General features: G+C 67.6%; 26 protein-coding genes and 1 tRNA gene. 19 read left to right on the top strand and 8 right to left on the bottom strand.

Going from position 1 to position 26,125, the window contains the following annotated elements; genetic code table 11:
- Positions 1–3 precede the first annotated feature (3 nt).
- The 4 genes from AAW51_RS23145 to tatC all read left to right on the top strand — a co-directional run bounded on the left by AAW51_RS23145 (position 4) and on the right by tatC (position 1,972).
- A complete protein-coding gene (locus AAW51_RS23145; protein ID WP_047196499.1) occupies positions 4–351 on the top strand; it encodes a histidine triad nucleotide-binding protein in 348 nt (115 codons plus the stop codon).
- A gap of 34 nt (positions 352–385) precedes the next feature.
- Complete coding sequence (gene tatA / locus AAW51_RS23140; RefSeq protein ID WP_047196498.1) at positions 386–610, top strand: Sec-independent protein translocase subunit TatA; 225 nt, start codon at positions 386–388, stop codon at positions 608–610.
- 64 nt (positions 611–674) lie between these two features.
- Entirely contained in the window at positions 675–1,181 is a 507-nt protein-coding gene (gene tatB, locus AAW51_RS23135; RefSeq protein ID WP_047196497.1) for a Sec-independent protein translocase protein TatB, read from the top strand.
- Positions 1,178–1,972: a twin-arginine translocase subunit TatC gene (tatC, locus tag AAW51_RS23130; protein WP_047196496.1), complete on the top strand. Its 795-nt coding sequence runs from the start codon at positions 1,178–1,180 to the stop codon at positions 1,970–1,972. The genes tatB and tatC overlap by 4 nt, the downstream gene beginning before the upstream one ends.
- Positions 1,973–2,166: 194 nt before the next feature.
- Here tatC and AAW51_RS23125 read toward each other — a convergent pair whose 3' ends face one another.
- Complete coding sequence (locus AAW51_RS23125; protein ID WP_047196495.1) at positions 2,167–3,321, bottom strand: S1C family serine protease; 1,155 nt, start codon at positions 3,319–3,321, stop codon at positions 2,167–2,169.
- 13 nt (positions 3,322–3,334) lie between these two features.
- Here AAW51_RS23125 and AAW51_RS23120 point away from each other — a divergent pair, with 13 nt between their 5' ends.
- Together AAW51_RS23120 and pdxA are read left to right on the top strand one after the other, a co-directional pair.
- On the top strand, positions 3,335–4,084 hold the full coding sequence (locus tag AAW51_RS23120; RefSeq protein WP_047196494.1) for a Nif3-like dinuclear metal center hexameric protein: 750 nt from the start codon (positions 3,335–3,337) through the stop codon (positions 4,082–4,084).
- Positions 4,085–4,205: 121 nt separating this feature from the next.
- Positions 4,206–5,249: a 4-hydroxythreonine-4-phosphate dehydrogenase PdxA gene (pdxA, locus tag AAW51_RS23115; RefSeq protein WP_047196493.1), complete on the top strand. Its 1,044-nt coding sequence runs from the start codon at positions 4,206–4,208 to the stop codon at positions 5,247–5,249.
- 21 nt (positions 5,250–5,270) lie between these two features.
- Here pdxA and AAW51_RS28520 read toward each other — a convergent pair whose 3' ends face one another.
- The gene (locus AAW51_RS28520) at positions 5,271–7,934 is read right to left on the bottom strand and encodes a DUF1631 family protein (RefSeq protein ID WP_083438528.1); all 2,664 of its coding nucleotides are present in this window, start codon (positions 7,932–7,934) and stop codon (positions 5,271–5,273) included.
- A gap of 135 nt (positions 7,935–8,069) precedes the next feature.
- Positions 8,070–8,489: a large conductance mechanosensitive channel protein MscL gene (mscL, locus tag AAW51_RS23105; protein ID WP_047196492.1), complete on the bottom strand. Its 420-nt coding sequence runs from the start codon at positions 8,487–8,489 to the stop codon at positions 8,070–8,072.
- A 236-nt stretch (positions 8,490–8,725) separates the two neighbouring features.
- Between mscL and petA the strand changes: the two genes are divergently transcribed.
- The 6 genes from petA (at position 8,726) to AAW51_RS23075 (ending at position 13,010) form a co-directional block, all read left to right on the top strand.
- On the top strand, positions 8,726–9,322 hold the full coding sequence (gene petA, locus AAW51_RS23100; protein WP_047196491.1) for a ubiquinol-cytochrome c reductase iron-sulfur subunit: 597 nt from the start codon (positions 8,726–8,728) through the stop codon (positions 9,320–9,322).
- A gap of 33 nt (positions 9,323–9,355) precedes the next feature.
- A complete protein-coding gene (locus AAW51_RS23095; RefSeq protein WP_047196490.1) occupies positions 9,356–10,756 on the top strand; it encodes a cytochrome b in 1,401 nt (466 codons plus the stop codon).
- Between the two features lie 23 nt (positions 10,757–10,779).
- A complete protein-coding gene (locus AAW51_RS23090; protein WP_047196489.1) occupies positions 10,780–11,556 on the top strand; it encodes a cytochrome c1 in 777 nt (258 codons plus the stop codon).
- A gap of 115 nt (positions 11,557–11,671) precedes the next feature.
- Positions 11,672–12,283: a glutathione S-transferase N-terminal domain-containing protein gene (locus AAW51_RS23085; RefSeq protein WP_047196488.1), complete on the top strand. Its 612-nt coding sequence runs from the start codon at positions 11,672–11,674 to the stop codon at positions 12,281–12,283.
- An 11-nt stretch (positions 12,284–12,294) separates the two neighbouring features.
- On the top strand, positions 12,295–12,855 hold the full coding sequence (locus AAW51_RS23080) for a ClpXP protease specificity-enhancing factor (protein WP_047196487.1): 561 nt from the start codon (positions 12,295–12,297) through the stop codon (positions 12,853–12,855).
- Between the two features lie 79 nt (positions 12,856–12,934).
- A tRNA-Thr gene (locus AAW51_RS23075) sits at positions 12,935–13,010 on the top strand.
- A 58-nt stretch (positions 13,011–13,068) separates the two neighbouring features.
- Here the strand turns inward: AAW51_RS23075 and AAW51_RS29485 are convergent.
- Positions 13,069–13,374 (bottom strand): DciA family protein, encoded by a 306-nt coding sequence (locus tag AAW51_RS29485; RefSeq protein WP_083438527.1) that lies wholly within the window; start codon positions 13,372–13,374, stop codon positions 13,069–13,071.
- Positions 13,375–13,389: 15 nt separating this feature from the next.
- On the opposite strand from AAW51_RS29485, the gene AAW51_RS23070 reads away from it, so the two are divergent.
- The 3 genes from AAW51_RS23070 (at position 13,390) to argJ (ending at position 18,936) form a co-directional block, all read left to right on the top strand.
- Positions 13,390–14,436 carry a M23 family metallopeptidase gene (locus AAW51_RS23070; protein WP_047196486.1) on the top strand — a complete coding sequence of 349 codons (1,047 nt, stop codon included), beginning with the start codon at positions 13,390–13,392 and terminating at the stop codon, positions 14,434–14,436.
- A 304-nt stretch (positions 14,437–14,740) separates the two neighbouring features.
- Entirely contained in the window at positions 14,741–17,485 is a 2,745-nt protein-coding gene (gene secA, locus AAW51_RS23065; RefSeq protein ID WP_047196485.1) for a preprotein translocase subunit SecA, read from the top strand.
- 221 nt (positions 17,486–17,706) lie between these two features.
- Positions 17,707–18,936: a bifunctional glutamate N-acetyltransferase/amino-acid acetyltransferase ArgJ gene (gene argJ / locus AAW51_RS23060; protein ID WP_047196484.1), complete on the top strand. Its 1,230-nt coding sequence runs from the start codon at positions 17,707–17,709 to the stop codon at positions 18,934–18,936.
- Between the two features lie 113 nt (positions 18,937–19,049).
- Here argJ and AAW51_RS23055 read toward each other — a convergent pair whose 3' ends face one another.
- Complete coding sequence (locus AAW51_RS23055) at positions 19,050–19,511, bottom strand: phasin family protein (protein ID WP_047196483.1); 462 nt, start codon at positions 19,509–19,511, stop codon at positions 19,050–19,052.
- 336 nt (positions 19,512–19,847) lie between these two features.
- Here AAW51_RS23055 and bioA point away from each other — a divergent pair, with 336 nt between their 5' ends.
- Genes bioA through bioD form a run of 3 tightly spaced genes read left to right on the top strand, consistent with a single transcriptional unit; the run spans position 19,848 to position 23,183 of the window.
- The gene (gene bioA / locus AAW51_RS23050) at positions 19,848–21,281 is read left to right on the top strand and encodes an adenosylmethionine--8-amino-7-oxononanoate transaminase (protein ID WP_083438526.1); all 1,434 of its coding nucleotides are present in this window, start codon (positions 19,848–19,850) and stop codon (positions 21,279–21,281) included.
- The gene (gene bioF / locus AAW51_RS23045) at positions 21,271–22,482 is read left to right on the top strand and encodes an 8-amino-7-oxononanoate synthase (RefSeq protein ID WP_047196482.1); all 1,212 of its coding nucleotides are present in this window, start codon (positions 21,271–21,273) and stop codon (positions 22,480–22,482) included. Before bioA ends, bioF begins: the two co-directional genes overlap by 11 nt.
- Entirely contained in the window at positions 22,479–23,183 is a 705-nt protein-coding gene (bioD, locus tag AAW51_RS23040; RefSeq protein WP_047196481.1) for a dethiobiotin synthase, read from the top strand. Before bioF ends, bioD begins: the two co-directional genes overlap by 4 nt.
- 16 nt (positions 23,184–23,199) lie before the next feature.
- Here the strand turns inward: bioD and AAW51_RS23035 are convergent, their stop codons facing one another.
- Positions 23,200–24,237: a zinc-binding alcohol dehydrogenase family protein gene (locus AAW51_RS23035; protein ID WP_047196480.1), complete on the bottom strand. Its 1,038-nt coding sequence runs from the start codon at positions 24,235–24,237 to the stop codon at positions 23,200–23,202.
- Positions 24,238–24,329: 92 nt separating this feature from the next.
- Between AAW51_RS23035 and AAW51_RS23030 the strand changes: the two genes are divergently transcribed.
- Positions 24,330–25,244, top strand: a complete 915-nt coding sequence (locus AAW51_RS23030) for a LysR family transcriptional regulator (protein WP_047196479.1) — start codon at positions 24,330–24,332, stop codon at positions 25,242–25,244.
- 43 nt (positions 25,245–25,287) lie between these two features.
- Here AAW51_RS23030 and AAW51_RS23025 read toward each other — a convergent pair whose 3' ends face one another.
- Together AAW51_RS23025 and AAW51_RS23020 are read right to left on the bottom strand one after the other, a co-directional pair.
- Positions 25,288–25,563, bottom strand: coding sequence for a copper-binding protein (locus AAW51_RS23025; RefSeq protein ID WP_047196478.1), 276 nt, complete (start codon positions 25,561–25,563; stop codon positions 25,288–25,290).
- 31 nt (positions 25,564–25,594) lie between these two features.
- A complete protein-coding gene (locus tag AAW51_RS23020) occupies positions 25,595–26,056 on the bottom strand; it encodes a DUF411 domain-containing protein (RefSeq protein ID WP_047196477.1) in 462 nt (153 codons plus the stop codon).
- Between the last annotated feature and the right edge of the window lie 69 nt (positions 26,057–26,125).

Genomic DNA, 26,125 nt, shown 5'->3' with positions numbered 1-26,125 from the left:
AGCATGAACCGAGACCCGAACTGCATCTTCTGCAAGATCGTCGATGGCCAGATCCCGTCGAAGAAAGTCTTCGAAAACGAGGAACTGCTGGTGTTCCACGACATCCGGCCGCACGCGCCCATCCATTTTTTGATCATTCCCAAGCTGCACGTCCCCTCGCTGTTCGAGGTGGGCGACGAGCACGAGGCGCTGCTGGGCCGGATGCTCGCGCTGGCGCCCAAACTGGCGCGGGAGCAGGGGGCGACCAACGGTTTCCGCACTGTGGTCAACACCGGCGTCGACGGTGGGCAAGAGGTATACCACCTCCATGTCCATGTCATGGGCGGTCCGCGGCCCTGGAAGATCGGCTGACTTTAAAATTTGACTCTGTCGTAAGGAGAAGATCATGGGTTCCTTCAGCATCTGGCACTGGTTGATCGTGCTGTTGATCGTCGTGCTGGTGTTTGGCACCAAAAAGCTCAAGAACATGGGGTCCGACCTGGGCGGTGCGGTCAAGGGTTTCAAGGACGGCATGCGCGACGGCGCGGCCGACAGCCCGGCCCAGCAGGTGACCACCGACAAGGCGGCCGACAAGTCGACCATCGACGTCGAGGCCAAGAGCAAGTCGTGACGCGACCCGAGCGCCGCCGCGGCCGGCCCGGGGCGGCCCCTGACCACCCGCGGCGTGACATCCCATGATCGATCTCGGTTTTGACAAGCTGGCGTTGATCGGCACGGTGGCCCTGATCGTCATCGGGCCCGAGCGCCTGCCCCGCGTGGCCCGCACGGTCGGCCATCTGCTCGGCAAGGCGCAGCGTTATGTGGCCGACGTGAAGGCGGAGGTCAACCGCTCGATCGAACTCGAAGAGCTCAAGAAGATGCGCGGCGAGTTCGAGGACGCGGCGCGCAATGTGGAGCAATCGATTTCGCGCGAGGTGCACGACGCGTCGACCGAATTCGAGCAAGCCTGGTCCGATGCCACCGGCTCAAACCGCGCGAGCGACCCGGAAGCCCTGGCCGACCACGGCTGGGAACCGCCCGCACCGCAATACAAACATCCGAAGAAGAACTGGCGCCTGAAGCGCGGCGCGGTGCCGCAGTGGTACAAGCAGCGCCACGGCGTGCGCACGCGCGCCCAATCCGGCGCCGCGCGTGTGGCCCGCTTCCGTCCGCCGCGCGCTGCATCGAAAGCCCGTCCGTGAGCCATCCGTCCAACGAAGATCCCCGCGACGAACTGGAGGGGACCGAGCAGCCTTTTGTCTCACATCTGGTCGAACTGCGCGACCGGCTGATCCGTGCGCTGATCGCGGTCGGCATCGCCTTCGGTGCGCTGGCGCTGTGGCCCGGCCCCTCCGGGCTCTACGACCTGCTGGCCGCGCCGCTGGTCTCGCACCTGCCCCAGGGCGCGACGCTGATCGCGACCAACGTCATCTCGCCCTTCATCGTGCCGCTCAAGATCACGCTGATGGCGGGGTTTTTGCTGGCCCTGCCGGTGGTGCTCTACCAGGTGTGGGCTTTCGTCGCGCCGGGGCTCTATTCGCACGAGAAAAAGCTGGTGCTGCCGCTGGTGATCTCGAGCACGCTGTTGTTCCTGGTCGGGGTGGGGTTCTGCTATTTCTTCGTGTTCGGCCAGGTGTTCGCATTCATCCAGAGCTTCGCGCCCAAGAGCATCACCGCGGCGCCGGACATCGAGGCCTATCTCAGCTTCGTGCTGACCATGTTCCTTGCCTTCGGTCTCGCCTTCGAGGTGCCCATCGTCGTCGTGGTGCTGGCGCGGCTGGGTATGGTGAGCATCGAGAAACTGAAGGCCTTTCGCAGCTACTTCATCGTGCTGGCCTTCATCGTCGCGGCCATCGTCACGCCGCCCGACGTGATCTCGCAACTGGCGCTGGCGGTGCCGATGTGTTTGCTCTACGAGGTCGGCATCTGGGCGGCGCAGGTGTTCATCAAGCACACCAAGGCGCCGGACGCCGAGGAAGATACGCCGGCCTGATCGGCGGTACGGCGTGGTAGATGCCCGCCGGTGCGCGCCGTACATCCGCTTGGACCGCCTTTCGGGGCGGTCAGGCGTTCAGATCGGCTCCTGCCGGAGGCGGCGATGCCGCTCCGGCTCTTGCCTCGGGCCGCCGCCGGCCCCGCGCCGCTGCAGGCGCCCCCCTGGAAGGCACCGGGAGGGGCCGCGCTTCTTCAGCGTTCGGCGCCGCGCCGCGACACCTTGGGGCGCCGCGCCACATGAACCTGCAGTTCCAGCTTGTTCTCGCCACGCTGCACCGTCAGGGCCGCGCGCGATTCCGGCTTCAACGCGGCCACTGCATTCAACAACTGCACCGTCGAACTCACCTTCTGGTCGGCCACCGCCGTCACCACGTCGCCCGGTCGCACGCCGGCTTCCTGCGCCGGCCCGCCTTGCAGCACACCGGTGATCAGCACACCTTCCTTCACCGGCAGGTTGAAGGTTTCGGCCATCTCGGGTGTCAGGTCCTGCGGCTCCACGCCGATCCAGCCGCGTGTGACCTGGCCTTCCTTGATCAACGCCTCCATCACCTGCCGCGCGGTGGAGGCCGGGATCGCGAAGCCGATACCCATGTTGCCGCCCGAACGCGAGTAGATTGCGGTGTTGATGCCCATCAGGTTGCCGGCGGCGTCGACCAAGGCGCCGCCGGAATTGCCGGGGTTGATCGCCGCGTCGGTCTGGATGAAGTTTTCGAAGGTGTTGATGCCGAGCTGGTTGCGGCCCAGCGCGCTGACGATGCCCGAGGTCACCGTCTGCCCGACGCCGAAGGGGTTGCCGATCGCCAGCACCACGTCGCCCACCTCCAGCGAATCGGAGTCGCCGAAGGTGATCGCCGGCAGCTTTTCCAGCGTCAGCTTGAGCACGGCCAGGTCGGTCTCCGGGTCGGTGCCGACCACCTTGGCGTGGGCCTTGCGGCCGTCGCTCAACATCACCTCGATGTCGTCGGCGCCTTCGATCACGTGGTTGTTGGTCAGCACGTATCCCTCGGGCGAGACGATCACGCCCGACCCCAGGCCGAGCTGCGGTTGCGCCTGGCCCGGATCACCGAAGAAGAAGCGGAACCACGGGTCCTCGCTCTGCGGCGAGCGGGCGGGTGCCTTGCTGGTGGCGATGTTGACGACGGCCGGTGAGGCGCGCTTGGCGGCGGCCGCATAACCACCGGTGGCGCGAGCGACCAGCGGCGGGGGCGGGGCCTCGGTGATCGACACGGTCGGCACCACGCTGGCGGGGTGGCGCTGCATCCACTCGGGCTTCAGTGTTGCGACGACGAACAACGCGGCCACGGCCACCGTGACCGCTTGCGAGAAAATCAGCCAAGTTTTGCGCATAGGACGTGTTTCGATGACCCACCGCGATGAACTGGATTCGTACCTAAAAAACCTGTTGCAGGTGGATCGGTTCCGGGATTATGGGCCGAATGGGTTGCAGGTCGAGGGCCGGGCCGAGGTTCGTAAGCTGGTCAGCGGTGTCACCGCCAGCCTCGCGTTGATCGAGGCCGCCGTCGCCCGAGGTGCCGACGCCATCCTGGTGCACCACGGCTTGTTCTGGCGCGGCCAGGACGGTCGGGTGGTGGGCTGGATGAAAAAGCGGCTGCAGCGGCTGCTGGCCGACGACGTCAACCTGTACGCCTACCACCTGCCGCTCGATGCCCATCCCGACTACGGCAACAACGCACAGCTGGGCGAGCGCCTGGGCCTGGCAGCCGACGGCCGCTTCGGCGAACAGGAGCTGGGCTGGCTGGGCGTGCCCGAGCAGCCGCTCGACCTGCCGGCCCTGGAGGCCCGGGTGGCGTCGCGCCTGGGGCGGCCGCCGGTCACGGTCGCCGGCGACGGGCGGGCACTGCGCCGCATCGCCTGGTGCACCGGCGGCGCTCAAAACTATTTCGAGGCGGCCATTGCGGCCGGCGCCGACGCCTTCCTGACTGGCGAGATCTCCGAGCCGCAAGCGCATTACGCGCGCGAAACCGGGGTTGCCTTTCTCGCCTGCGGCCACCATGCCACTGAACGCTACGGTGCGCCGGCCGTGGCGGCGCATGTGGCCGAGCGCTTTGGCCTGCAACACGAATTCATCGATGTGGAGAACCCGGCATGAGCGCCGCACGGCCGCCCGGAGGGGCTCGCACCGCAGTGCGCAAGCACGGAGGTTACTCAATGAGCGCCGCACGGCCGCCCGAAGGGGCTCGCACCGGAGTTCGCAGCACGGAGGTTACCGAATGAGCGCCGTACACATGCCTGACGGCTCAGCGCGGGCCCCCACGATGCGGCCCCTCGCCATCACGATGGGCGACGCCTGCGGCATCGGCCCCGAGATCGTCGTCCAGGCGGTGCGCTGCGGCGCGGCCCGGCAGGCCTTCGTGCTCGGCGACCCGGCGGTGATGCGGCGCGCGGCGGAGGCCACCGGCGGCCTGCTGCCCGTCGCGGTGATCGAGCGTGCCGCCGACGCGCTGACCCTGCCGCCCGGCTGTCTCGGCGTGTTGCCGGTGGTGCGCCTGCCCGACGATCTGCCGCTCGGTCGTGTCGACGCACGCGCCGGTGCCGCCGCCCACGATTGCATCCGCGCGGCCTGCGAGCTGGCGGCCGCCGGTGAGGTGGCAGGGGTGGTCACGGCCCCGATCCACAAGGAAGCGCTGGCGCTGGCGGGCGTCACCTTTCCCGGTCACACCGAGATGTTGCAGGCTTACGCCAATGGGCCCGGCGGCGCTCCGGTGCGCATGATGCTGGCCAACGACGAGCTGAAGACGGTGCTGGTGACGATCCACATGTCGCTGCGCCAGGCGATCGACGCGGTCAGCTTCGACGCGGTGCTGGAAACCTTGCGTATCGTCCACCGGGCGGCGGCCTTGTGGGGCCAGCCGAGCCCGCGCATCGGCGTGGCCGGCCTCAATCCGCACGCCGGCGAAGGCGGGCTGTTCGGTGACGAGGAATTGCGCATCATCGGGCCGGCCATAGAGGCGGCGCAGCGCGAAGGCATCGATGCGCGCGGCCCCTATGCGCCGGACACCGTGTTCATGCGCGCCCGCAACACGCTCGACCACCCGGGCGAATTCGACGTGGTGCTGGCGATGTACCACGACCAGGGCCTGATCCCGGTCAAATACCTGGGCGTGGAGCGCGGCGTGAACGTGACGCTGGGCCTGCCGTTCATCCGCACCAGTCCCGACCACGGGACCGCGTTCGACCTGGCCGGCACAGGCCGTGCGGACCCGGCCAGCATGATCGCCGCGATCGAGATGGCCCGGCGTTTGTCGGCTGCCTGAGCGGCGCGCGAAGGCGCCGTGTCACGCCTTGCTGGTCGTCGACAGCGCGGCCAGCTGCTTGCGGGCGCGTGCGACCGCGCGCTCGATCAGGTAGGCCTGCTCGAAGGCGCGGAAACGGCCGGTCTCGCACAGTTTGGCGAGCATGCGGCCGGTCAGCGAGATGATCTTCTGGTGCTTCTTGCCCTGGCTGAAGATGAAGAAGGTGCGCCCCGGGCTGACCCAGTTCAGCCGTACCTTCTGCCAGCCTTCTTCGGTGTGCATCTGGTAGGCGATGCCCGCCTGCACGCACTGCGCCAACTGCAGGCCCTTGGTGGGGGTTTCCGGCACCAGTTCGGGGCCCAGCCCGTCGAGGTTGATGTCGAGGTCGCTGGAGCCCGAGTCCAGGCTCGCCAGGTCGATGTCGACGTTGCCGTCCCAGTCGATCGAGCTTTCCTCGACCAGCCCGAGTTGTGCCGCCTCGTCCTCGGAGAAGCCGGTGTCGCCCCCGGCCAGGGTGGCGGTGGGCGCGACATCGGGCAGGTCGTCGGCCGGCGGCACCGGCTGGCGCTCCAGCGCCTGCAGGTGGATTTCCAGCTGGCGCAACTGGAAATCCGTCAGCGCCTGGCCTTTCAGCGATTGCGCGTGCAGCGGCAGCAGCTCGGCGAAGAAGGCTTTTTTCTGCTCGTCGGGCCAGCGGATCATCGCCAGGCCCTCGTTGAGCGTTTTCATCAGCTGCGGCAGCGTCAGGATGAATTGCTTGCGGTCGGCCGGCGTGCTTTTCGGTTGCACGCTCAGGATCAGCTCGCGCGACGCCCGGCGCAAGCGCTGCGCCGGCTCGGCCTCGGCGCCGTGGCGCAAGGTCGCCGCCACCACCGCATGGCTCCACGGCCCCTGCAGGAACTCGCGCAGGAAGTCCGGCAGCGCGATCGGGCGCAGCAGCGCCTGCACCTGCTGCTCGAAACGCGATTGCACGCGCAGCTGGGTTTCCTTGGCCGCCAGCATCTCGACCGCTTCGGCGTGCGCCTGCGCTTCGTCGCGGCTTTGCTCCTGGACGAAGTTTTCCAGCAGGCGCAGCTTGGCCTCGTACAGCTCCATCTGGTCGAAGTCGCCCTCGACCACCTGCTGCACCAGGTCGCGGACCAGGTCCAGGAAACGTTTGCCCGGCCCCTCGCCGTACTCTTCGAACGCGCAGGCGATCGACGCCATGCGGTTGACGAACTTGCGCACCGGGTGGCTGCGCGACGAGAAGAACTGCATGTCCTTCAGCGCCACGCGCAACACCGGCAGTTGCAGCCGCGCGATCTGCCGCGCCATCTGGGGCGGCACTTTCGGGTCGGACAGGATCTGGTCGAACAGCGACGCGACGATGTCGATCACCATGTGATCGAGCGTGCCGGTCGAGGCCCGCATCAGCTCTTCGCGGTGGGTGCGGATCAGGTTGACGGCCATCAGGCCGCCGAGTCCCGAAGAAGACGTCGGCACTCCGCGCCCCGCGCCGGCCGCGCTGCCGATCGACGCGCCGCTGGACGGATGCCAGTCGGTGGTGGTGACCGGGCCGTCGAGGGACGCCGGAACGCTGCTGAGGAAGGCCAGCCGCCGGATCACGTCCAGCATGTGGGCGTCGCTGGCCGCCAAGGCCCCCGCGGCAGTGCCGCCCGCGCCGCCCTGTCGTGACGTGCCATATCCGGAGGTGCCGTATCCCGACATGCCGTGGCCGGAGGTGCTGTGCCCGGACATGCCATGGCCCGACGCGCCGTGCCCGGAAGTGCTCTGCCCCGACGCGCCGTGCCCGGAAGTGCTCTGCCCCGACGCGCCGAAGCCCGACCCGGCGCCGGTGCTGCCGAAGCGCGAGCCCAACCCTCTCGAGCGCGTATCGCCCATCGGGAGATCGACCGGCACCGTGGCCAGCTCGGTCGGTGGCGCCACGCCGAACAGCGCGCTGAGCGCTTGTGCCGCCGCCTGCCGCGGGTCGGTGGGGCCGGCGTCGCGGGGGGCGTCGCTGGCGGTACCGCTTGCCGCGCCGCCCGGCAGCGCGCCGGCGGCGGTGTCCCCGGAGCCGGCCGCGGGCCGTTGGCGCACCACCAGCCCGGCGGGCTGGATGCCCCGGCGGCCGAAGTCGGCCACGATCTCGCCGTAACACTCGCGCATCGACTTGGCGAGCGCGTGGCCCAGTTCGCCGGCCAGCGTCTTGCGCACCGAGGCGTCGGGCGATGCCGCCTCGATGGCGCGGAACAAGGCCTTGCCGAGCACCTCCGGCCGGATCGGGTTGCGGTCCGGGTCGGCCCGTTCGAGTCCCAGCAGCGTGCCCATGTAGGCGTCGAGCTCGCGCAGTTCCCACTCACATTGGTGGGCGATCTCGAGGCCGAGCCGGTGGGCCGTCACCTGCTCCTCGACTTCGCTGTCGTCGACCAAGCTGAGCGAGGCCCAGTTGGTCGCCGCGAAGCCGCGGGTGCCCTGGCCGGGGTTCAGGTCCTGCGCCACCTTCTCGTTCAACACCGTCGAAAACGTCATGTTGAAGTTCGGCAAGGACCGTTGCAGGTCGAACTGTGCGGCCATGTAGCCCTGCCGCTGCGCGTTGCTCTTCGCCGAAAGCGCGAGCATGCCCATCACGTCGACCACCCGGCTGGAGGTGGTCGACACGGTGGACAGAATCTTCTGCACCGCCGCTTGCATGGCGGCGTGGAGTCGCGGGTCGGGGAGGCTCATCGCACCTGCGTTATCAGGAAATCGCAGTATCGCGTGAAAAACCTGCTTACGACATGGTCGAACTCCGTGCAGCGAGGCGAGCGTGAACAGTTCGCCATCTCGGGCCCCTTGAGTGGGCCCGAAAGAACAGTATTGTTACGTCCGGTTGCTTTTCAGTGCATCCCGGATTTCCCGCAGTAACACCACCTGTTCCGGCGGAGCGGCGGGCGCGGGCGGCGGGGCTTGATGCTTGACCCGGTTGATCTGCTTGACCATCAGGAAGATCACGAACGCCAGGATGATGAAGTTCAGCGCGACCGTGATGAAGTTGCCGTAGGCGAACACCGCGCCGCCTTTCTTCGCTTCGGCCAAGGTGGTCGCGGTCTGCCCGGCCAGCGGGATGAAGTAGTTCGAGAAGTCCAGCCCGCCGAAGATGCGGCTCACGATCGGCATGATCACGTCACCCACCAGCGAGTCGACGATCTTGCCGAAGGCTCCGCCGATGATCACGCCGACGGCGAGATCGATCACGTTGCCTTTGACGGCGAACTCCTTGAACTCCTTTGCGAATCCCATGCGGGCCTCCTGACCGGGGTTGATCCGGGCGCCCGGGGCCCGGGCGCCGCGAAAGGCGAGTATTGCCCAGCTTGGAGCGACTGCCGGTTTGCGAGGCGTCACACCCGCGCGGGGCCGCCGCCGGCCTGGATCTCCATCACAGCCGCGCAGCGGCCCGCCATGGCTGGTTTCAGCTTGTGGCTGTGGGCTAGAATCACGGGTTGCCCCTAACTGTAGAAGTGCTTCTGAGGATCCCCATGAGTGACCAGCAAGTGGATAAAGGCCGCCGAACCTGGGTGGCCATTGCTTGTGGCGCGGGTGCCGTCGGTGGCGTTGCCACTGCCGTTCCCTTCGTCAGCACCTTCCAGCCCTCCGAAAAGGCACGCGCCGCAGGGGCACCGGTCGAGGTCGACATCAGTGCCTTGCAACCGGGTGAAATGACCACCGTCGAGTGGCGCGGCAAACCGGTGTGGATCATCAAACGCACCCCCGCGCAGCTGGAGTCACTCAAGAAAACCGAGGCCGAACTGGCCGACCCCCAGTCCGCCCGCACGCAAGTCCCGACGCCGGACTACGCCAAGAATCCGCATCGTTCGATCAAGCCCGAGATCTTCGTCGGCGTCGGCATCTGCTCGCACCTCGGCTGCTCGCCGACCAGCCGTTTTCAGCCGGGCCCGCAGCCGTCGCTGCCGGCCGACTGGCAGGGCGGCTTCCTGTGCCCCTGCCACGGCTCGACCTTTGACATGGCTGGGCGTGTGTTCAAGAACAAGCCGGCGCCGGACAACCTCGAAGTGCCGCCGCACATGTACCTCTCGGACAACAAGCTGTTGATCGGCGAGGACAAGAAGGCCTGAAGCCGACGACGCCCTATTCTGAGGTGACACCCCATGGCTAAATTCAAAGAAGCTCCCGCTGGCGCCCCCGCCGCGCAAAAGCTGCTCAACTGGATCGACAACCGGTTTCCGCTGAGCGAGCTGTACAACGAGCACGTGGGCCAGTACTACGCGCCCAAGAACTTCAACTTCTGGTACGTGTTCGGTTCGCTCGCGCTGGTGGTGCTGGTGATCCAGATCGTCACCGGCATCTTCCTCGTGATGCACTACAAGCCCGACGCCAACCTCGCGTTCGCGTCGGTCGAGTACATCATGCGCGACGTGCCCTGGGGCTGGCTGATCCGCTACATGCACTCGACGGGTGCGTCGGCCTTCTTCATCGTCGTCTACCTGCACATGTACCGCGGCCTGCTGTACGGCTCGTACCGCAAACCGCGTGAGCTGGTGTGGATCTTCGGCTGCGCGATCTTCCTGTGCCTGATGGCCGAAGCCTTCTTCGGCTACCTGCTCCCGTGGGGCCAGATGTCCTACTGGGGCGCCCAGGTGATCGTGAACCTGTTCGCCGCCGTGCCCTTCATCGGCCCCGACCTGGCGCTGCTGATCCGTGGCGATTTCGTCGTCTCCGACGCGACGCTGAACCGCTTCTTCAGCTTCCACGTGATCGCGATCCCGCTGGTGCTGATCGGCCTGGTCGTCGCGCACATCATCGCGCTGCATGAAGTCGGCTCGAACAACCCGGACGGCGTCGAGATCAAGGAAACCCCGGGGCCCAACGGCCATCCGCTCGACGGCATTCCCTTCCACCCGTACTACACGGTGCACGACATCTACGCGCTGTCGGTGTTCCTGATCCTGTTCACCGCAGTGATCTTCTTCGCGCCCGAGTTCGGTGGCTATTTCCTCGAATACAACAACTTCATCCCGGCCGACCCGCTGAAGACGCCGCCGCACATCGCGCCGGTCTGGTACTTCACGCCCTTCTATTCGATGCTGCGCGCGACCACCGACCAGATGGTCAACGTGCTGTGCATCGTGGTCGCGCTGGGCGCCGTGCTGGCCGTGCTCAAGGGTGGCTTCGGTGCCAAGGGCAAGCTGGCCGCGCTGGTCGGCGCGCTGGTGGCGGTGTTCCTGCTCAAGACCTTCGACGCCAAGTTCTGGGGTGTCGTCGTGATGGGCGGGGCGGTCGTGATCCTGTTCTTCCTGCCCTGGCTGGACCGCAGCCCGGTCAAGTCGATCCGCTACCGTCCGCAGTGGCACACCTACCTCTACGGTGTGTTCGTCGTCTACTTCCTGGTGCTCGGCTACCTGGGCATCCAGCCGCCCTCCGACGTCGGCACCCTGGTGGCCCAGGTCGGGACGCTGTTCTACTTCGGCTTCTTCCTGCTGATGCCCTGGTGGAGCCGCATCGGCACCTTCAAGCCGGTGCCTCAACGTGTGGTTTACGCCGCCCACTGAGCAAGCAGGAGACAAGCATCATCATGAAAAAACTGATCCTCTCCCTGCTGGCGTCGCTCGCCCTGGCGATCGGCATGTCGCCGGCGCGTGCGGCGGAAGGCGGCGTCCCCTGGGACCGCTTCGAGGTGAGCCGCGTGACCGACGTGACGGCGCTGCAAAACGGCGCCCGGCTGTTCGTCAACTACTGCCTGAACTGTCACTCGGCCGCCTTCATGCGCTACAACCGGCTGCGTGACCTGGGCCTGACCGAAGATCAGATCAAGGCCAACCTGATGTTCGCCTCCGAAAAAGTCGGTGAAACCATGAAGGTGTCGATGGATCCGAAGCAGGCCAAGGACTGGTTCGGCGCCACCCCGCCCGACCTGACCGTGATCGCCCGCTCGCGCGCCTCGCACAGCGGCACCGGCGCGGACTACCTCTACACCTATCTGCGCAGCTACTACCGCGACGAAACCAAGGCCACCGGTTGGAACAACCTGGCCTTCCCCAACGTCGGCATGCCGCACGTGTTGTGGGAGTTGCAGGGCCAGCGCGCCGCGAAGTACGTCGAAGAGAAGGATCACCACGATCCCAGCAAGACGCACCTGGTGTTTGCCGGCTTCGAGCAACTGACCCCCGGCAAGCTCACCCCCCAGCAGTACGACGCTGCAGTGGCCGACCTGGTCGCCTTCCTGCAATGGATGGGCGAGCCGGTGCAGACGACCCGGGTTCGCCTGGGCGTCTGGGTCCTGATCTTCCTGTCGATCTTCACCTTGATCGCCTGGCGGTTGAATGCCGCCTACTGGAAAGACGTGAAGTGATCGTGTGCGGTGCCGCCCTTGCGGCGGCGCTGTACCGCTCGGAGTGGGCGTACGACCGTCGCCCACTCCGTTTGTGTTTTTGAATCAACCCCTGCGCTTTTAGGAGCACGCCATCATGATGGTGCTTTACTCCGGGACCACCTGTCCGTATTCCCACCGTTGCCGCTTCGTGCTGTTCGAAAAGGGCATGGACTTCGAGATCCGGGACGTGGACCTGTTCGCCAAGCCCGAAGACATCGCCTTGATGAACCCGTACAACGAGGTGCCCATCCTGGTGGAGCGCGACCTGATCCTGTACGAGTCGAACATCATCAACGAGTACATCGACGAGCGCTTCCCGCACCCCCAGCTGATGCCGGGCGACCCGGTCGCGCGGGCTCGCGTGCGCCTGTTCTTGTTGAACTTCGAAAAGGAATTGTTCACGCATGTGAACGTACTCGAGTCGCGCGGCATGAAGCCCAACGACAAACAGCTCGAAAAGGCGCGCGCCCAGATCCGCGACCGCCTGACCCAGCTCGCGCCGATCTTCCTCAAGAATAAATACATGCTCGGCGAGGATTTCTCCATGCTGGACGTGGCGATCGCGCCGCTGCTGTGGCGTCTCGACTACTATGGCATCGAGCTGTCCAAGAACGCCGCGCCGTTGCTGAAGTACGCCGAGCGGATCTTCTCGCGGCCCGCCTACATCGAGGCCCTGACGCCGTCCGAAAAGGTGATGCGCAAGTAAGTGCTTCAGACATGAGCAATCTGCAATCGACCGGTGGTGGCACAGGCAATTCGACCCGGCCCTACCTGATCCGTGCCTTGCACGACTGGTGCACCGACAACGGCTACACGCCTTACTTGGCGGTGTTCGTGGACCGGTCGGTTCAGGTGCCCATGGAGTACGTCAAGAACAACGAGATCGTGCTCAACGTCAGCTTCGACGCCACCAGTGGCCTGAAGCTGGGCAATGAGTACATCGAGTTCCGTGCCCGTTTCGGCGGTGTGCCGCGCGACATCGTCGTGCCGGTCGACCATGTGATCGCCATCTATGCCCGCGAGAACGGGCAGGGCATGGCGTTCCAGATGCCGGGCGACCCGACGACTGCCGGCGCCGAGGCGAGCGACGACGAGGCTGACCCGGAGGCCGAAGCCGCCGCTCGCGGCGAGATGGCCCCAAGCCTGAAGCTGGCACCGCCGACGTCGGCTTCGGCCGAGCGCGTGCCGCCGTCTCCGTCGCCGCAAGGTGAAGATGCGTCCACCGAGCCGCCGACACCGCCGGCCGGGGGCCGCCCTTCGCTCAAGCGCGTCAAGTAAAAGCGCGTCAAGTAAAATCCTCGCGTTGCGGTTACGTCCGCAACGCCACCTGACGTCGGCATCGCCCGCACGTCTTCATGCCGGCTTAGCTCAGTTGGTAGAGCAACCGCCTTGTAAGCGGTAGGTCATCTGTTCGAGTCAGATAGTCGGCACCACCTATCCATCATTCGTGAAGGCTTACCGCTGCGTTACGCGCGGTTGCGGCTGAGCGTTTCAGCCTGATTGAACCTTCACCCTGATCGCGCTAACCTGCCAGCCACGTTGCCGCAGTGCCTCTTCCAGGCGCGGTTGCAACTGCCGTAGCTTGGCTGCGGCGGCCCCGTTGGGGGCCAACAGGGACCAGCCCTGCTCGTCGACAGGCCCGGCTTTGACATGGGCCGCGAGAGCAGGAGGCAGGAGGGGACGGACCACTTCGAAGCGCTCGTTCGATTCACGCATCAGCTGCTGAATCCGAGCCAGCCCCGCATGGCGGCTGAGGGCTTCGTGGATGGGTAGCGTGCGGTCCGCGCGACGGTTCATGACAGGAGTGTAGCGATGCAGATCATGATCACCCACGGCCGGCTGGCCAGGACGCGCGTCCTTCAGCTGGCGCCGTGGCAATTGGCATTCCTGGTGCTTCTGTTGGCCGCTGCAATGCTCGCGTTGTCGGGCGCGATCTACCACTTCATCTTCCTCAAGGCCGCGCGTGACGGCTGGCCGGTGGTCAGCCAGTTGGTGAAGCTGGTCGTCAAGGACGAGTTCGCCCAGCGCGACCGTTTCATGCGTGAAAACCTCGACGCGATGGCGCAGCGGGTGGGCGAGATGCAGGCCAAGCTGATCCACCTCGAAGCGGTGGGCGAGCGGGTCTCGGGTCTGGCGGGCCTGAAGCCCGAAGAGATCAAGCCGGCCAGCGACACGCAGCCCGCCAAGCCCGGCGAAGCCACCGGCCCGGGCGGGCAGGGCGGCCCGTTCATCCCCAGCGGCCGCCCGTCGCTGACCGAGCTGAACCGCGCCATCGACTGGCTCGACGAGTTCTCGGCGCAGCGCGCCGACGTCTTCACGATGATCGAGGCGCGCCTGTTCGAAGAGCAGATGAAGTCGCTGATGGTGCCCAACACCAAGCCGGTCGAAGGTCACACCAGTTCCGGTTTCGGCTTCCGCAGCGACCCCTTCTCGGGCCGTTCCGCCCTGCACACCGGGCTGGATTTCCCGGCCCCCACCGGCTCTCCGATCATGGCCGCGGCCGGCGGTGTGGTGGTGCGGGCCGAAGCGCATCCCCAATACGGCAACATGATCGACCTCGACCACGGCAACGGCCTGGTCACCCGCTACGCCCATGCGTCGCGCTTGCTGGCCCAGCAGGGCGACCTGGTCAAGCGCGGTCAGGTGATCGCGCACGTCGGTTCGACCGGCCGCTCCACCGGCCCGCATTTGCACTTCGAAGTGCTGATGGGCGGGGTGCACCAGGACCCGGCCAAGTTCCTCACCAACGACGCCCCTGCTGCAACGGCAGTGGCCGAGCGGCCCTCGCGCGGCCGCAACAGCCGGGTGGCCCGCAGCGTCGCCGCGGTCGGCATCGACGCCACGCCTGCCGCGCCCTGAGCGCTCGCCGTACCCGCCCCGGCACAGGGCGGCGCAGGCTGCCCCGGTGCTAAACTCCGACGCTTTTGGAGCGGTCACTCACCCGCCCGATGCCCAGGCCCAGGGGTCTGCTTGCAAAGGCGGCGAGCGGCCTCACTTGTGCTGACTCACTTGTGCTGACTCACGACTGACCCACAAGCGGCCTGAGCGCGTATCGGAACATCCCGGCTTTCTGCCATTCCCGGCGTGAGCGTTGTGTGCATCGATGCGGCCCGAGGGCCGCCTGCCACGCGTCGCCGGCTTTCATCATTCAAGAACGAACCGCATGTTGCCCAAGCTTCTCACCCAGATTTTCGGCAGTCGCAACGACCGCCTTCTCAAGCAATACCGGCGTGTGGTGGAGAAGATCAATGCGCTCGAGCCCCAGTTCGAGGCGCTGAACGACGAGCAGTTGCGCGGCAAGACGCAGGAGTTTCGCGATCGGGTGGCCAAGGGCGAGTCGCTCGACGACCTGTTGCCCGAAGCCTTCGCCACCGTGCGCGAGGGCAGCAAGCGAGCGCTGAAGATGCGCCACTTCGACGTGCAGCTGATCGGCGGCATGGCGCTGCACGACGGCAAGATCGCCGAAATGCGCACCGGTGAAGGCAAGACCCTGATGGCCACCTTGCCGGTGTACCTGAACGCGATCAGCGGCCGCGGTGTGCACCTCGTCACCGTCAACGACTACCTGGCCCGGCGCGACGCCGAATGGATGGGCCGGCTCTACAACTTCCTGGGCTTGAGCGTCGGCATCAACCTGCCGCAGATGCCGCGGGAAGAAAAGCAGGCCGCCTACGCGGCCGACGTGACCTACGGCACCAACAACGAGTTCGGCTTCGACTACCTGCGCGACAACATGGTCTACGAGACCGCCGACCGTGTGCAGCGGGGCCTCAACTTCGCCATCGTCGACGAGGTCGACTCGATCCTGATCGACGAGGCCCGCACGCCGCTGATCATCAGCGGCCAGGCCGAAGACCACACCGAGCTGTACCAGCGCATCAACAAGGTGGTGCCGCTGATGAAGAAGCAGATCGGCGAGGCCGATCCGCGCACCGGCGAAGGCATCATCGAGCCGGGCGACTTCACGGTCGACGAGAAAACCCACCAGGTGTTCCTGACCGAAGACGGCCATGAGAACGCCGAGCGCATCCTGGCCCAGGCCGGCCTGCTCGCCGAAGGCGCGAGCCTTTACGACCCGGCCAACATCACGCTGATGCACCACCTGTATGCGGCGTTGCGGGCCAACCACCTGTACCACCGCGACCAGCACTACGTGGTGCAGAACGGTGAAGTCATCATCGTCGACGAGTTCACCGGCCGGCTGATGCAGGGCCGCCGTTGGTCGGACGGCCTGCACCAGGCCGTCGAGGCCAAGGAAGGCGTCGAGATCCAGGCCGAAAACCAGACGCTGGCGTCGATCACCTTCCAGAACTACTTCCGCATGTACGCCAAGCTCGGCGGCATGACCGGCACGGCCGACACCGAGGCCTATGAGTTCCAGGAGATCTACGGCCTCGAAACCGTGGTGATCCCGCCCAACCGGCCGATGCAGCGCAAGGACCAGCTCGACCTGGTCTACAAGACCGCGCGCGAGAAGTACGACGCCGTCATCGGTGACATCCGCGACTGCTACGAACGCGGCCAGCCGGTGCTGGTGGGCACCACCTCGATCGAGAACTCCGAGCTGATCTCGGGCCTGCTCAAGAAGGCCGACCTGCCGCACCAGGTGCTCAACGCCAAGCAGCACGCCAAGGAAGCCGAGATCGTCGCGCAGGCCGGTCGGCCGAAGATGATCACCATCGCGACCAACATGGCCGGCCGCGGTACCGACATCGTGCTCGGCGGCAACGTCGAGAAGCAGGTGCAGCTGATCGAGGCCGACCCGGCGCTCAGCGACGCCGAGAAAGCCAGCCGCGCCGAGCAGCTGAAGAGCGAATGGCAAGGCCTGCACGAGCAGGTCAAGTCGCTCGGCGGCCTGCGCATCATCGCCACCGAACGCCACGAGTCGCGCCGTATCGACAACCAGCTGCGCGGTCGTTCGGGCCGCCAGGGAGACCCGGGCTCGTCGCGCTTCTACCTGTCGCTCGAAGACCCGTTGATGCGCATCTTCGCGGGCGACCGCGTGCGCGCCATCATGGACCGGCTGAAGATGCCCGACGGCGAGGCCATCGAAGCCGGCATCGTGACGCGTTCGATCGAGAGCGCCCAGCGCAAGGTCGAGGCGCGCAACTTCGACGTGCGCAAGCAGCTGCTGGAGTACGACGACGTTTCCAACGACCAGCGCAAGGTCATCTACCAACAGCGCAACGAGATCCTCGATGCGACCGAGCTGAGCCAGCAGATCACCAACCTGCGCGAAGGGGCGTTGACCGACGTGGCGCGCACCTATGTGCCGGCGCAGAGCCTCGAAGAGCAATGGGACCTGGCCGGCCTCGAGAAGACGCTGCGCGAAGAGTGGCAGATCGACCTGCCGCTGAAGGCCGAGGTCGAGAAGAGCGAGTCCATCACCGACGACGAGATCGTCGAGAAGGTGGTCAAGGCCGGCCACGATTTGTATGCGATCAAGGTGGCGCAGGTCGGCAAGGAGCAGTTCACGCAGTTCGAGCGTATGGTGCTGCTGCAATCGATCGACTCGCACTGGCGTGAGCACCTGGCCGCGCTCGACTACCTGCGCCAGGGCATCCATCTGCGCGGCTATGCGCAGAAGAACCCCAAGCAGGAGTACAAGCGCGAGGCGTTCGAGCTGTTCGCGCAGCTGCTCGACATCGTCAAGATGGAGGTCACGCGCGTGCTGCTGACCGTGCGCATCCAGTCGGAGCAGCAGATCGCGCAGGCGACCGAGGCGCTGGAAGACCGGGCGGAGAACATCTCCAACGTCACCTACACGCACCCCAACGACGACGGCAGCATCGCGACCGAAACCGATACGGCCACCGCGGCCGGCGCAGTGCCCAAGGTGGGCCGCAACGACCCCTGCCCCTGCGGCAGCGGCAAGAAGTACAAGCAGTGCCATGGCCGCTTGACTTGAGCGTTCCAGCCCCGGCACCCGCCGGGGCGAGATGCGGCTGAGGGCTCCTGCGGGAGCCCTTTTCGTTGGTGGCGTTCACGCGCCCCGGCCTTCGGCGTCGGCCACCGGCAGCGGATCACCGAGCGCTCGGCGCGGCGAGTGACGCGCCTCGGAATCTCGCGGTGCGGTCTCTACAATCGAGCGTTTTCTCCCCCATCCCCTCCACGCAGCCGAGCCCGCCCATGCCCGTCAATCTCAGCGCTCCCGACCCGCTCACCCTCCACCCCGTCGCCGGCGTCCGCCTCGGTATCACGATGGCCGGCGTGCGCAAGGCCAACCGGCGCGACCTGACGGTCATCGTGCTCGACGAAGGCAGCCAGGTCGCCGGCGTCTTCACGCAAAACCGCTTCTGCGCCGCACCGGTGCAACTGGCCCGCCAGCACCTGGCCGCGAACGTCGGCACGCGGGCGCTGGTGATCAACACCGGCAACGCCAATGCCGGCACCGGCGAAGACGGCCTGGTGCGCGCCTTCTCGACCTGCGTCGCGCTGGCGCGCCATCTCGAGGTGGCGCCCGAGCAGGTGCTGCCGTTCTCGACCGGTGTCATCATGGAGCCGCTGCCGGCCGACCGCATCCAGGCCGGCCTGCCGGGCGCGCTGGCCGATCTGAAGGTCGACAACTGGGGTGCTGCGGCAGAAGCCATCATGACCACCGACACACTGCCCAAGGCCGCCTCGCGTCGCCTGCAGATCGGCGGCCGCGAGGTCAGCATCACCGGCATCAGCAAGGGTGCCGGCATGATCCGGCCCAACATGGCGACGATGCTCGGCTTCATGGCCACTGACGCGGCGGTGGCGCCCGAGGCGCTGCAGCAACTGGTGCGTGAAGCGGCCGACCTGTCCTTCAACCGCATCACCATCGACGGCGACACCTCCACCAACGACAGCTTCATGCTGATCGCCACCGGTCAGGCCGGCCACGCGCCGATCACCGCGCTCGATTCGGCCGAGGGCCGGGCCTTGCGCGACGCAGTCGTGGCGGTCGCGCAGCAGCTGGCCCAGGCGATCGTGCGCGACGGCGAGGGGGCCACCAAGTTCATCACGGTGCAGGTCGACGGCGGCGCCTCGGTCGACGAATGCCGCCAGGTGGCCTATGCGATCGCCCACTCGCCGCTGGTCAAGACGGCCTTTTTCGCCAGCGACCCCAACCTCGGCCGTATCCTGGCCGCAGTGGGCTATGCGGGCATCGCCGATCTCGACCAGACCGGCATCGACCTCTATCTCGACGATGTGCACGTGGCCCGCCAGGGCGGCCGCCATCCGGCCTACCAGGAGGCCGACGGTCAGCGGGTGATGAAACAAAGCGAGATCACCGTGCGAGTGCTGCTCGGCCGCGGCAACGCGACGGCCACGGTCTGGACCTGCGACCTGTCGCACGACTACGTGTCGATCAACGCCGACTACCGCAGTTGAGCCGCGGTCGGCGAGCAGGGCGGCGAGCTGCTGCGAAGTCAGCTTCGCCGGCTTGCTCGCTGGCTTGCCACCGGGCCCCGCTTGTGGCCCCCCGCCGCTGCCTCCCGGGAGGCCTATGGTGCCGGCCGGCCGGCTCGGTCGTTGTCGGGATTCTGGGTCGCCTGGTTCGCCAACTGCGCCACCGCCTGATCCAGCCGTTCGATGCGCGCCAGCAGCGTTTCGAGGTCGCGCTGCAGCGGCACACCGAGCCGGGTCAAGGCCTGCGCGATCCGCGTTTCGAAGATGGTTTCGAGCTGGCCCCCCGGCTGCCCTGCCACGCCAGCACCGACGCGGGCCGCGAGCGCCGCCAGGCTGTCTTCGGCCAGCGCCTGTGTCTTGCGTTGCAGGCTCACGCCTTCTTGCACCAGTGCCTCGAACACCTTGCCCCCCTCGGCCTGGGCACGGGCATAAGCGCCGAGGCCGGCGAGCCAGATGCGCTGGGCGGCCTCCGGCACCGAAGCGGCGAGGGCCGGGTCGGCCCCGTCGGCGCTCGGCAGCGTGTCTTCATCTGCGATGTGCGGTAGTTTCTTCAACATGACGGGGACGGCCCGGGCCTTGAAAGCATGGCGGGACTATAGAAGCGCGGTCTCGGGGTCACAGCCTAAACGTCTAGTGAGCCGGCTCTATCGTCGGGACGGCCGCGTGGCGGCCGGCGGTTTTGACGCTCACGCAATATCACGGCGTTCGTGGGCCCCGAGGTTCGAGACAAAAGCCGCGCCCTTGGCGGCCGTAGGCGCACTGCTGTCGGCAACTGCTGCCAACCGGCCTACAACCTCGCTGGAGGAGACGGGTTGCGGGCCGCCGCGACGCTTCCTAAGATCGTCGTTTTTTCGCGGCTGGCCGGCGGTCCGACCGCGCCGAGGGAGACATCGATGAAAGCTCGCGTCACGGCCCATGAGGCCGCGCCCCCCTTGCCAGGGCCGGGGGGCGAGGGCGCCAATGCGCGCTGGCAGCAACGCAGCGTCGCCAGCGTGTGGCATCCGTGTACGCAGATGAAGCGGCTGCAGGCGGTGCCGCCGCTGCCGATCGCGAGCGCCGCAGGCCCCTGGCTGACCGACCACGAAGGCAAGCGCTACTTCGACGCCATCAGCTCCTGGTGGGTCAACCTGTTCGGTCATGCCGACGCCCGCATCAATGCGGCACTGAAAGACCAGCTCGACCGGCTCGAACACGTGATGCTCGCGGGCTGCACCCATGCGCCTGCCGTCGAACTGGCCGAGCGCCTGTCCGCCCGCACCGGTGGTGTGCTCGGGCACGCCTTCTTCGCAAGCGACGGTGCCTCGGCGGTCGAGATCGCGTTGAAGATGAGCTTCCACAGCTGGCGCAACCGGGGCCTGATCGACAAGCGCGAGTTCGTCTGCCTGCGCGGCGGCTACCACGGCGAGACCATCGGCGCGCTGGCCGTCACCGACGTGGCGCTGTTTCGCGATGCCTATGACCCGCTGTTGATGCGCTCGCACATCGTGATGTCGCCCGACGCCCGGCAGGCGCAGCCCGGCGAGTCGGCTGCCGACGTGGCGCGCCGCGCGCTGGCCGACCTCGAGTCGATGCTCGCGTCACGCCACGCCCACATCGCCGCGCTGATCGTCGAGCCGCTGGTGCAGTGCGCCGCCGGCATCGCCCTCCATGACCCGCTCTACCTGCGCGAGGCGCGCGCCTTGTGCGATCGCTACCAGGTGCACCTGATCGCGGACGAGATTGCCGTCGGGTGCGGACGCACCGGCACCTTCTTCGCCTTTGAGCAGGCGGCGGCAGGGAGCGAAACGCCCCCTGTCTGGCCTGACCTGGTGTGCCTCTCCAAGGGCATCACCGGCGGTTATCTGCCGTTGTCGCTCGTGCTCGCGCGCGACACGCTCTACGACGCATTTCTCGACGACGACACCGCCCGCGGTTTCCTGCACTCGCACTCCTACACCGGCAACCCGCTGGCCTGTCGTGCCGCGCTCGCCGTGCTCGACCGCTTCGACACCGAGCCCGTGTTCGAGCGCAACCGGGTGGCCGCCGAGGCGCTGACCGCGGTGCTGCAGCGGGTGAACGACGACCCGCGGGTGAGCGGCGGCCTGCGCCACCTCGGCATGATGTGGGCCTTCGACGTGCGCGCAGACCTCGCCGACCCGGCTTTTGCCGAACGCTTCCACCTGGCCGGTCGGCAGCTGGGCCTGTTGATCCGCCCGATCGGCCGCACCGTCTACTTGATGCCGCCCTATGTGCTCGACGCCGACGGCGCGGCCTGGCTCGCCCAGCGCACGCTCGACACGCTCGACCAGGTGCTGCCCTCCACCCCCGGGAGCCGCCATGCTGCTTGACCATCTCGAGCGTCAACTCGCGGCCCGCCGCGCCGACGCACTGCTGCGCAGACGCCGCACCGCACAAGGCGCGTGCGGCCCGCACCAGCAGGTCGCCGACGGCACGTCGCCGCCCCGCGACATGCTGGCCTTTTGCAGCAACGACTACCTCGGGCTGGCGCAACACCAGCACGTGCGCGCCGGGTTGATCGAAGGTGCGCAGCGCGATGGTGTCGGCAGCGGTGCGTCGCACCTGGTGAGCGGGCACCATGCGGTGCATGTGGCGCTGGAACAGCGGCTGGCCGAGATGCTGGCGCCGCACGTGCCGGACGCCCGCGCCTTGTTCTTCTGCTCCGGCTACATGGCCAACCTGGCCGTGCTCACCGCGCTCGGCGATGCACAGGCCACGATCTTCTCGGAGGCCCTCAACCATGCTTCGTTGATCGACGGCGCGCGCCTGGCGAAGGCCGCGGTCGAGAAGTACGCCCACGCCGACGTCGCCGGGCTCGAGGCGCAGCTGGCGGCCTGCCGCAGCCCGGTCAAGCTGATCGTCACCGATGCGGTGTTCAGCATGGACGGCGACATCGCGCCCTTGCCCGAACTGCTCGCCTTGGCGGAGCGCCACGACGCCTGGGTGGTGGTGGACGACGCCCATGGTTTCGGCGTGTTGGGCGAGCAGGGGCGGGGCAGCCTCGCGCACTTCGGCTTGTGCAGCGAGCGTCTGATCTACATGGGCACGCTGGGCAAGGCGGCGGGTGTCGCCGGTGCCTTCGTCGCCGCGCATCCCACGGTGATCGACTGGCTGGTGCAGAGCGCGCGCACCTACATCTACACCACCGCCGCGCCGCTGCCGCTGGCCCATGCGCTGCTTGCCAGCCTGGATCTGATCCGCGGCGACGAGGGCGAACAGCGCCGGCAGCACCTGCGGGCGCTGGTGACACGCTTGCGCGACGGACTGGGCGAGGTGTTGGCCGGCCACCGCTGGTGTCTGGCGCCGTCCGACACTGCGATCCAACCGCTGATCGTCGGCGCCAACGCCGACGCGCTGCAACTGGCCGCGGCGCTCGAAACCCAGGGCTGCTGGGTGCCAGCCATCCGCCCGCCCACCGTGCCGGCCGGCACCGCCCGCTTGCGTATCACCCTCAGCGCGGCCCATCGGGAAGCCGACGTCGACCGGTTGGTGCAGGCGCTGGCGCGGGCCGCAGGGGAGGTGGCGCGGTGACCAAGGGATGTTTCGTGACCGGCACCGACACCGAGGTCGGCAAGACCTTCGTCAGCGCGGCGCTGCTGCAAGCCCTGGCCGCGAGTGGATTGCGCTGCGCCGGCTACAAACCGGTGGCGGCCGGCACGGTGTGGCGTGACGGGCGGCAGGTCAACGAGGATGTCGAGGCCCTGAAGGCCGCGTCCAACGTCGATCTTGCGGACGACGAGGTGTGCGCAACGCTGCTACACGAACCCTGCGCGCCGCACATCGCCGCACGCCTTGCGGGCCGGGTGCTGTCGCGCCAGGCCCTGCTGGACGGCGCGCACCATCTCGCCCGCCGCGCCGACGTGGTGGTGGTCGAAGGTGTGGGCGGCTTTTGTGTCCCGCTCGGCGACGCCGGCGGGGCCGACGAGCTGGCGGCCGATCTGGGGCTGCCGGTGGTGCTGGTGGTGGGGTTGCGGCTGGGCTGTTTGAACCATGCGCTGCTCACGGCCGAGGTGGTCCGCGCGCGCGGGCTGCCCCTGGCCGGGTGGGTCGGCAACCGGGTCGACCCGGGCATGGCCTGGGCCGACGACAACATCGCGGCGTTGCACAGCAGCCTGGGCGGTCGCTTCGACGCGCCCTGCCTGGGCATCATGCCCTGGCTCGAAGGCGGCGCGGCCGCGGCCGCCGCGCGGCACCTCGACGTCACGCCTTTGCTGAGACGCTGGACACCCTGAGCGCGGCGCGGCGGTGTCAGTCGCCGAAACCTTGCAACACCAGCTTGCCCTGCACCTGCCCGCTCTCCACCAGCGCGTGGGCCCGCCGCAGGTTCGCGGCGTTGATCGGCCCCAGGTTGTCGCTCAGCGTGCTGCGCACCCGCCCCGCCTCGACCAGCGCCGCGACCTCGCCGAGCAAGCGGCCTTGTTCGGCCATGTCGGGCGTCTGGTGCAAGGAGCGCGCAAACATCATTTCCCAGTGCAGCGACAAACACTTGCCCTTGAGCGCCATCACGTCGATGTCGCCGGGCTCGAAGTCGTCGATCAGTGCCAAACGCCCCTGCGGCGCGAGGGCTTCGACCAGCTGTGCGTAGTGCTGCGGCGTGTGGGTGAGGCTGGCCGCATAGCGCAGCGGCGGCAGCGCCAGCGCCTGCAGCTGCGGCACGAACGGTTCGCGATGGTCGATCACATGGTGGACGCCGAGCGCCAGGCACCACTCGCGTGACGACGGCCGAGATGCGGTGGCCACGATCGTGAGGTCGGTCAGCTGGCGTGCGAGCTGGATCAGGATCGACCCGACGCCGCCGGCGCCCCCGGTGATCAGCAAAGCGGCAGGGCCGGCGCTTTGGGGCTGGGGCGCCGCGCGCGGCACCTGCAGGCGATCGAACAACAGCTCCCACGCGGTGATGGTGGTCAGCGGCAGCGCCGCCGCTTCGGCGTCCGACAGCCGGGACGGCGCCTTGGCGACGATGCGCGCGTCCACCAGTTGCTGTTCGGCATTGCTGCCCGGTCGGTCGATGGCCCCGGCGTACCAGACCCGGTCACCGGGCCGGAAGCCCTGGACCGCCGATCCCACCTCGAGCACGGTGCCCACCGCGTCCCATCCGAGCACCTGCGGCGACACCTCGCTGGCCGGGCGCTTGCGGCGCACCTTGGTGTCGACCGGGTTGACCGAAACCGCCTGCACCCGCACCTGCAGATCGTGCGCCCCGGGGACCGGGGAGGGCAGTTCGAGGTCGATCAGCGCGCGGGGATCGTCGCTGGGCAGGTTGTGGGTGTAGCCGACGGCTTTCATGGTGCTTCCTTGGGTGGAGAGGGCAGAGGAGGCGCTATTCTGTTGATTCAATTCATGGTTGATAAGTCGCGAATAACAAGCAACTCATTCAAATGAAAATTGAAAATACCCAGGAGCTGCGCCTGATCGTGGCCTGTGCGGCTGGCGGCAACCTGTCGGCCGCCGGGCGCTTGCTCGACGTCTCGCCGGCAGCGGCCAGCGCGATGCTGCAACGGCTGGAAGCGCGGGTGGGGGCGCGGTTGTTCGAGCGCAGCACCCGGGCCATGCGGCCGACACCGGCAGGCGAGGTGCTGGCCGATTACGCGCGGCGTGCGCTCGAGTTGCTGAATGAAGGAGTGGCCCAGATCGGCGACGACCGCCAGGCGCTGCGCGGCACGGTCCGGCTGACGGCGGCGAGCGACCTGACCCGCCATGTGTTGCTGCCCTGGCTCGACACCTTTCTGGCCCGTCATGCCGGCGTGGAGCTGGATTTGCGGGTCAGCGACAGCCTGCAGGACGTCGTCAAGGACCAGGTCGACCTGGCCTTGCGCTACGGCCACCTGGACGACAGCCGCCTGGTCGCCCGCAAACTGCTCGATTGCCGGCGGGTGGCCTGCGCGTCACCCCGGTATCTGGCCGAGCACGGCACGCCCGAGCGGCCGGAAGACCTGTCGGCGCACGAGTGCATCACATTCCGCCTGCGCAACCGGCGCAACACCGTGTGGCCGTTCTGGCCCGCGGTGGGCGGCGGAGGGTGCGAGGTGAGGGTGACGGGCCGGCGCCAGTGCGACGACGGCGAAATCGCACGGCGCTGGGCCGTGCAGGGCCTGGGGGTGACCTACAAGAGCGAACTCGACGTGCAGGCCGATCTGCTCGCGGGCCGCCTGGTGCGCTTGTTTCCCGGCTGGCAGGGGGAGGCGATTCCGCTGCATGCGGTGCTGCCCAGCAACCGGTTCATCCCGGCGCGGGTGCGCGCCCTGGTCGACCACCTGGCCGTCTGCTGCGCAGCCTTGCCACCGCTGGTGTGAAAGGGGGCAGCGCGTGCCCCCGAGGCCGGCAGCGGAGCCAGGCTTACTTCTGCGGCTCGATCGACGTGACGGTGTAAGTGCCGCCGACCTTCTCGGCGCGGAAACGCACCTTGTCGCCCACCTGCACCTTGTCGATCAGACCCGCCGGCTGGGCCCTGAACACCATCGACATCGCGGGCACGTCCAGGTGCTTGATCTCGCCGTGCTTGATCGTGATCTTGCCGTTGTCTTTGTCGATCTTGCGCACTTCGCCGTCGGTCATCTGCGCCATCGCGGCACCCGACGCGAGCAGTAAGAGCGTGGCCATCCAACGTTTCATCTCGGTTTTCTCCTTCCTGCCCCTTAACGCCTCAGGGGTACTTTTGGTAGACGCGAGCCTTGCCGTCCCGTGTGACAAGCAGCACGTCGTACGGGTCCTTGCGAGCGCCCACTTCCATGCCGGGCGAGCCCACCGGCATGCCGGGCACGGCCAGGCCCACCGCGGCGGGCTTTTCTTTCAGCAGCCGGACGATTTCGCGTGCCGGCACATGGCCTTCGAGCACGTAGCCGCCGACCCGCCCGGTGTGGCAGGAACCATAGGTGTCGGGCAAGCCGAAACGCGCCCGGTACTCGCCGGGCGCCTCGACCTCGTGCACCGTCACCTCGAAACCGTTTTGCTGCAGGTGCTCCACCCAGGCGGTGCAGCAGCCACAGGTGGGCGACTTCCAGACCTCGATGCGCTGTTGTGGTGTCTTGGCGGCCTGGGCGGGCCAGACGAATGCGGTGGCCGCGGCGGCGGCGAGGGTGCCGAGAACATGGCGTCGGGTGGACATGACAACAACTCCGTTGGGTGGCGGCGCACGCGCCCGCGGGCGCAAGGGCGTGTGCCTTGCCCGCAAGCT

It is taken from the genome of Caldimonas brevitalea (assembly GCF_001017435.1).
GTDB classification, from domain to species: domain Bacteria; phylum Pseudomonadota; class Gammaproteobacteria; order Burkholderiales; family Burkholderiaceae_C; genus Caldimonas; species Caldimonas brevitalea.
Note: the sequence above shows the minus strand (reverse complement) of the source record. Positions and strands in the feature narration are given on the sequence as shown.

Bases quoted from the DNA above. Each gene is read 5' to 3' on its own strand.
- AAW51_RS23145 (WP_047196499.1), top strand. From the start codon at position 4: ATGAACCGAGACCCGAACTGCATCTTCTGCAAGATCGTCGATGGCCAG.
- tatA (WP_047196498.1), top strand. From the start codon at position 386: ATGGGTTCCTTCAGCATCTGGCACTGGTTGATCGTGCTGTTGATCGTC.
- tatB (WP_047196497.1), top strand. From the start codon at position 675: ATGATCGATCTCGGTTTTGACAAGCTGGCGTTGATCGGCACGGTGGCC.
- AAW51_RS23125 (WP_047196495.1), bottom strand. From the start codon at position 3,321: ATGCGCAAAACTTGGCTGATTTTCTCGCAAGCGGTCACGGTGGCCGTG.
- AAW51_RS23120 (WP_047196494.1), top strand. From the start codon at position 3,335: ATGACCCACCGCGATGAACTGGATTCGTACCTAAAAAACCTGTTGCAG.
- pdxA (WP_047196493.1), top strand. From the start codon at position 4,206: ATGAGCGCCGTACACATGCCTGACGGCTCAGCGCGGGCCCCCACGATG.
- AAW51_RS28520 (WP_083438528.1), bottom strand. From the start codon at position 7,934: ATGAGCCTCCCCGACCCGCGACTCCACGCCGCCATGCAAGCGGCGGTG.
- mscL (WP_047196492.1), bottom strand. From the start codon at position 8,489: ATGGGATTCGCAAAGGAGTTCAAGGAGTTCGCCGTCAAAGGCAACGTG.
- petA (WP_047196491.1), top strand. From the start codon at position 8,726: ATGAGTGACCAGCAAGTGGATAAAGGCCGCCGAACCTGGGTGGCCATT.
- AAW51_RS23095 (WP_047196490.1), top strand. From the start codon at position 9,356: ATGGCTAAATTCAAAGAAGCTCCCGCTGGCGCCCCCGCCGCGCAAAAG.
- AAW51_RS23090 (WP_047196489.1), top strand. From the start codon at position 10,780: ATGAAAAAACTGATCCTCTCCCTGCTGGCGTCGCTCGCCCTGGCGATC.
- AAW51_RS23085 (WP_047196488.1), top strand. From the start codon at position 11,672: ATGATGGTGCTTTACTCCGGGACCACCTGTCCGTATTCCCACCGTTGC.
- AAW51_RS23080 (WP_047196487.1), top strand. From the start codon at position 12,295: ATGAGCAATCTGCAATCGACCGGTGGTGGCACAGGCAATTCGACCCGG.
- AAW51_RS29485 (WP_083438527.1), bottom strand. From the start codon at position 13,374: ATGAACCGTCGCGCGGACCGCACGCTACCCATCCACGAAGCCCTCAGC.
- AAW51_RS23070 (WP_047196486.1), top strand. From the start codon at position 13,390: ATGCAGATCATGATCACCCACGGCCGGCTGGCCAGGACGCGCGTCCTT.
- secA (WP_047196485.1), top strand. From the start codon at position 14,741: ATGTTGCCCAAGCTTCTCACCCAGATTTTCGGCAGTCGCAACGACCGC.
- argJ (WP_047196484.1), top strand. From the start codon at position 17,707: ATGCCCGTCAATCTCAGCGCTCCCGACCCGCTCACCCTCCACCCCGTC.
- AAW51_RS23055 (WP_047196483.1), bottom strand. From the start codon at position 19,511: ATGTTGAAGAAACTACCGCACATCGCAGATGAAGACACGCTGCCGAGC.
- bioA (WP_083438526.1), top strand. From the start codon at position 19,848: ATGAAAGCTCGCGTCACGGCCCATGAGGCCGCGCCCCCCTTGCCAGGG.
- bioF (WP_047196482.1), top strand. From the start codon at position 21,271: ATGCTGCTTGACCATCTCGAGCGTCAACTCGCGGCCCGCCGCGCCGAC.
- AAW51_RS23035 (WP_047196480.1), bottom strand. From the start codon at position 24,237: ATGAAAGCCGTCGGCTACACCCACAACCTGCCCAGCGACGATCCCCGC.
- AAW51_RS23030 (WP_047196479.1), top strand. From the start codon at position 24,330: ATGAAAATTGAAAATACCCAGGAGCTGCGCCTGATCGTGGCCTGTGCG.
- AAW51_RS23025 (WP_047196478.1), bottom strand. From the start codon at position 25,563: ATGAAACGTTGGATGGCCACGCTCTTACTGCTCGCGTCGGGTGCCGCG.
- AAW51_RS23020 (WP_047196477.1), bottom strand. From the start codon at position 26,056: ATGTCCACCCGACGCCATGTTCTCGGCACCCTCGCCGCCGCCGCGGCC.